The sequence below is a fragment of the Luteimonas sp. RIT-PG2_3 genome, from assembly GCF_054902115.1.
The window spans coordinates 1-5,815 of record NZ_JBUBPF010000024.1 but is presented as its reverse complement, the minus strand read 5'-3'; the positions used below and the strand labels follow the sequence as shown (position 1 = coordinate 5,815).

Genomic DNA, 5,815 nt, shown 5'->3' with positions numbered 1-5,815 from the left:
CCTCTATGCAAACGTGATGTGAAGGTGCAGAATTCGCCCCCCGCTGAGGTGAAGCCGGTTTCGACCGGGGCACGCAGCGGGGCGGGACGAAGAATACTGCTTCACAGGGTGTTGACGTTCTTGGAAACCGGGCTAGAATAGCCGGCTCGCTTCAACGAAAAGGCTTTGGCCGGACGATGAAGCGGGGCTGAGTCGGACCTTGAAACGAGGTGTTGACGGCAGCAAAAACCGCGCTAAACTAGGCGGCTCGCTTCGGAGGAAACGACGAAGCAGTAGGAAGCAGGCGCTGAGGCCGCTTTCGAAGATCTTTGACAGTGTGCGCAGGTAACTTGTGCGGACGTCTGGCGGGTGGATAGTTGTCCATCGCAGACGTTCTAGAAAGAGCACAAATGATTCAAAAGCATGCAAATGCGAGTGAGTAATTTGAGCTCGGGAAAGACGCTGCACTCAAAGCAATATGACGAAGGTCTTCGGGCTGGAGTCGCAAAACTTAAGTGAAGAGTTTGATCCTGGCTCAGAGTGAACGCTGGCGGCAGGCCTAACACATGCAAGTCGAACGGCAGCACAGTAAGAGCTTGCTCTTATGGGTGGCGAGTGGCGGACGGGTGAGGAATACATCGGAATCTACTCTGTCGTGGGGGATAACGTAGGGAAACTTACGCTAATACCGCATACGACCTACGGGTGAAAGCAGGGGATCTTCGGACCTTGCGCGATTGAATGAGCCGATGTCGGATTAGCTAGTTGGCGGGGTAAAGGCCCACCAAGGCGACGATCCGTAGCTGGTCTGAGAGGATGATCAGCCACACTGGAACTGAGACACGGTCCAGACTCCTACGGGAGGCAGCAGTGGGGAATATTGGACAATGGGCGCAAGCCTGATCCAGCCATGCCGCGTGTGTGAAGAAGGCCTTCGGGTTGTAAAGCACTTTTGTTGGGAAAGAAAAGCAGTCGGTTAATACCCGATTGTTCTGACGGTACCCAAAGAATAAGCACCGGCTAACTTCGTGCCAGCAGCCGCGGTAATACGAAGGGTGCAAGCGTTACTCGGAATTACTGGGCGTAAAGCGTGCGTAGGTGGTTTGTTAAGTCTGATGTGAAAGCCCTGGGCTCAACCTGGGAATTGCATTGGATACTGGCAGGCTAGAGTGCGGTAGAGGATGGCGGAATTCCCGGTGTAGCAGTGAAATGCGTAGAGATCGGGAGGAACATCCGTGGCGAAGGCGGCCATCTGGACCAGCACTGACACTGAGGCACGAAAGCGTGGGGAGCAAACAGGATTAGATACCCTGGTAGTCCACGCCCTAAACGATGCGAACTGGATGTTGGGTGCAATTTGGCACTCAGTATCGAAGCTAACGCGTTAAGTTCGCCGCCTGGGGAGTACGGTCGCAAGACTGAAACTCAAAGGAATTGACGGGGGCCCGCACAAGCGGTGGAGTATGTGGTTTAATTCGATGCAACGCGAAGAACCTTACCTGGCCTTGACATGCACGGAACTTTCCAGAGATGGATTGGTGCCTTCGGGAACCGTGACACAGGTGCTGCATGGCTGTCGTCAGCTCGTGTCGTGAGATGTTGGGTTAAGTCCCGCAACGAGCGCAACCCTTGTCCTTAGTTGCCAGCACGTAATGGTGGGAACTCTAAGGAGACCGCCGGTGACAAACCGGAGGAAGGTGGGGATGACGTCAAGTCATCATGGCCCTTACGGCCAGGGCTACACACGTACTACAATGGGGAGGACAGAGGGCTGCAAACCCGCGAGGGCAAGCCAATCCCAGAAACCTCTTCTCAGTCCGGATCGGAGTCTGCAACTCGACTCCGTGAAGTCGGAATCGCTAGTAATCGCAGATCAGCATTGCTGCGGTGAATACGTTCCCGGGCCTTGTACACACCGCCCGTCACACCATGGGAGTTTGTTGCACCAGAAGCAGGTAGCCTAACCGCAAGGGGGGCGCTTGCCACGGTGTGGCCGATGACTGGGGTGAAGTCGTAACAAGGTAGCCGTATCGGAAGGTGCGGCTGGATCACCTCCTTTAGAGACTAAAGACAGCCGATTGCCTACCAGGCGTCCGCACAAGTAACCTGCACAATCGTAAACACAGACACTGGGTCTGTAGCTCAGGTGGTTAGAGCGCACCCCTGATAAGGGTGAGGCCGGTGGTTCGAGTCCTCCCAGACCCACCACTGAGCTGCTTGGCTTGATTTATCTGGGGCCTTAGCTCAGCTGGGAGAGCACCTGCTTTGCAAGCAGGGGGTCGTCGGTTCGATCCCGACAGGCTCCACCATCTTGGGCTCTACCGTCCGTGTATTTACTACGATTGCTGCGCACACATCATTTTTGAATCGTTACGGCAACGAGGCCGGAACGTGTTCTTTAACAATTTGGGAAGTAACGAAAACGTTTGAGACGAATTCTGTCAAGACGTGTCGTATGAGGCTAAGGCGGGGACTTCGAGTCCCTAAGAGATTGAGTGTTGTATATCTCGCGTCGATGGTTTGTACCCATCGGCAGAAATATGGCTCCGAGGCGACTTGGGGTTATATGGTCAAGCGAATAAGCGCACACGGTGGATGCCTTGGCGGTCAGAGGCGATGAAGGACGTGGTAGCCTGCGAAAAGTATCGGGGAGCTGGCAACAAGCTTTGATCCGGTAATGTCCGAATGGGGAAACCCACTCCGCAAGGAGTATCGTGCAGTGAATACATAGCTGTACGAGGCGAACCTGGTGAACTGAAATATCTAAGTAACCAGAGGAAAAGAAATCAACCGAGATTCCCTGAGTAGTGACGAGCGAACGGGGAACAGCCCAAAAGTCAGCATGGTTCTAGAAAAACAACCTGGGAAGGTTGGCCATAGAAGGTGACAGCCCTGTATTCGAAAGGGCCACGCTGATGAAAAATGAGTAGGGCGGGGCACGAGAAACCCTGTCTGAACATGGGGGGACCATCCTCCAAGGCTAAATACTCCTGACCGACCGATAGTGAACCAGTACCGTGAGGGAAAGGCGAAAAGAACCCCGGCGAGGGGAGTGAAATAGACCCTGAAACCGTGTGCGTACAAGCAGTAGGAGCTCGCAAGAGTGACTACGTACCTTTTGTATAATGGGTCAGCGACTTATTGTTTGTGGCAAGCTTAACCGTATAGGGGAGGCGAAGGGAAACCGAGTCTGATAAGGGCGCATAGTCGCAGGCAATAGACCCGAAACCGGGTGATCTAGTCATGCCCAGGGTGAAGGTACCGTAACAGGTACTGGAGGCCCGAACCCACTCCCGTTGCAAAGGTAGGGGATGAGGTGTGATTAGGAGTGAAAAGCTAATCGAACCCGGAGATAGCTGGTTCTCCTCGAAAGCTATTTAGGTAGCGCCTCATGTGAATCCTCTCGGGGGTAGAGCACTGTTATGGCTAGGGGGTCATTGCGACTTACCAAACCATTGCAAACTCCGAATACCGAGACGGACTGCATGGGAGACACACGGCGGGTGCTAACGTCCGTCGTGAAAAGGGAAACAACCCAGACCCACAGCTAAGGTCCCTAATTTACTGCTCAGTGGGAAACGATGTGGAAAGGCACAGACAGCCAGGAGGTTGGCTTAGAAGCAGCCACCCTTTAAAGAAAGCGTAATAGCTCACTGGTCGAGTCGGTCTGCGCGGAAGATTTAACGGGGCTAAGCAGTAAACCGAAGCTTGGGGTGCATATATTTATATATGCGCGGTAGAGGAGCGTTCCGTAAGCCGATGAAGGTGAGTTGAGAAGCTTGCTGGAGGTATCGGAAGTGCGAATGCTGACATGAGTAACGATAATGCGGGTGAAAAGCCCGCACGCCGAAAGCCCAAGGTTTCCTTGCGCAACGTTAATCGACGCAGGGTGAGTCGGCCCCTAAGGCGAGGCAGAAATGCGTAGTCGATGGGAAGCTGGTTAATATTCCAGCACCTCGCATAAGTGCGATGGGGGGACGGAGAAGGTTAGGTCTACCAGGCGTTGGTTGTCCTGGAGAAAGGAGGTAGGAGTGGATCTTAGGCAAATCCGGGATCCTTTAACTCCGAGCACCGAGACGAGCTCTTTAGAGCGAAGTGACTGATACCACGCTTCCAGGAAAAGCCCCTAAGCTTCAGCTTATGCAGACCGTACCGTAAACCGACACAGGTGGGCAGGATGAGAATTCTCAGGCGCTTGAGAGAACTCGGGTGAAGGAACTAGGCAAAATAGCACCGTAACTTCGGGAGAAGGTGCGCCCTTTTTGGTGGCTCATGCGAGCTATAGCTGAAGAGGGCTGCAGTGACCAGGCCGCTGCGACTGTTTATCAAAAACACAGGACTCTGCAAACACGAAAGTGGACGTATAGGGTCTGACGCCTGCCCGGTGCTGGAAGGTTAATTGATGGGGTCAGCCGCAAGGCGAAGCTCTTGATCGAAGCCCCAGTAAACGGCGGCCGTAACTATAACGGTCCTAAGGTAGCGAAATTCCTTGTCGGGTAAGTTCCGACCTGCACGAATGGCGTAACGATGGCGGCGCTGTCTCCACCCGAGACTCAGTGAAATTGAAATCGCTGTGAAGATGCAGCGTTCCCGTGGCAAGACGGAAAGACCCCGTGAACCTTTACTATAGCTTTACACTGAACGTTGAGTTCGTCTGTGTAGGATAGGTGGGAGGCTTTGAAGCGATGGCGCTAGCTGTCGTGGAGCCAACCTTGAAATACCACCCTGTCGTGCTTGACGTTCTAACCTAGGTCCGTAATCCGGATCGGGGACCGTGTATGGTGGGTAGTTTGACTGGGGCGGTCTCCTCCCAAAGAGTAACGGAGGAGCTCGAAGGTACGCTCAGCGCGGTCGGACATCGCGCACTGTGTGCAAAGGCATAAGCGTGCTTGACTGCAAGATCGACGGATCAAGCAGGTAGGAAACTAGGACTTAGTGATCCGGTGGTTCTGTATGGAAGGGCCATCGCTCAACGGATAAAAGGTACTCCGGGGATAACAGGCTGATACCGCCCAAGAGTTCATATCGACGGCGGTGTTTGGCACCTCGATGTCGGCTCATCACATCCTGGGGCTGTAGTCGGTCCCAAGGGTATGGCTGTTCGCCATTTAAAGTGGTACGCGAGCTGGGTTCAGAACGTCGTGAGACAGTTCGGTCCCTATCTGCCATGGGCGTTGGAGATTTGAGAGGGGCTGCTCCTAGTACGAGAGGACCGGAGTGGACGAACCTCTGGTGTTCCGGTTGTCACGCCAGTGGCACTGCCGGGTAGCTATGTTCGGAAGCGATAACCGCTGAAAGCATCTAAGCGGGAAGCGCGCCTCAAGATGAGATCTCCCGGGAGCTTGACTCCCCTAAAGGAACCATCAAGACCAGGTGGTTGATAGGCTGGGTGTGTAAGTGCAGCAATGTATTGAGCTAACCAGTACTAATGATCCGTGCGGCTTGACCATATAACCTCAAGTGGCCTTGGACTCTACGACGAGTCGTACAGAGTTCGACCCAAATGCTTCGTTACTTCCCCCCTCTGAGAGCGTGAGCGCTCGCAGTCCCAGGATGACATCCTCATCCAAAGACTGCCTGGCGACCCTCCACCCTCTCCCTGGTGACAATAGCTGTGTGGAACCACCCGATCCCATTCCGAACTCGGAAGTGAAACGCATATGCGCCGATGGTAGTGTGCATCTAGCATGCGAGAGTAGGTCATCGCCAGGGTTTTTTACCCGAGAACCCCCAGCCCTTGGCTGGGGGTTCTTTTTTTGCGCCAGGCAAATACACACATCGAACACCGACACCGCAACATCGCGGGCTGCGGCACACCGGGTGCGGTTTTATTCGC

2 tRNA genes and 3 rRNA genes are annotated in these 5,815 nt (G+C 54.2%); all 5 read left to right on the top strand.

From position 1 onward, the window contains the following. Positions 1-491: 491 nt before the first annotated feature. The 5 genes from ACYX7E_RS18850 (at position 492) to rrf (ending at position 5,691) form a co-directional block, all read left to right on the top strand. Positions 492-2,038, top strand: a 16S ribosomal RNA gene (locus ACYX7E_RS18850). A gap of 72 nt (positions 2,039-2,110) precedes the next feature. Then, a tRNA-Ile gene (locus ACYX7E_RS18845) sits at positions 2,111-2,187 on the top strand. 25 nt (positions 2,188-2,212) lie between these two features. Next, positions 2,213-2,288 (top strand) — tRNA-Ala (locus ACYX7E_RS18840). Positions 2,289-2,547: 259 nt separating this feature from the next. Beyond that, positions 2,548-5,429 (top strand): 23S ribosomal RNA (locus ACYX7E_RS18835). A 148-nt stretch (positions 5,430-5,577) separates the two neighbouring features. Then, positions 5,578-5,691 (top strand): 5S ribosomal RNA (gene rrf / locus ACYX7E_RS18830). The 16S, 23S and 5S rRNA genes sit together here with 2 tRNA genes alongside, the layout of an rRNA operon. The last annotated feature ends 124 nt before the right edge of the window (positions 5,692-5,815 follow it).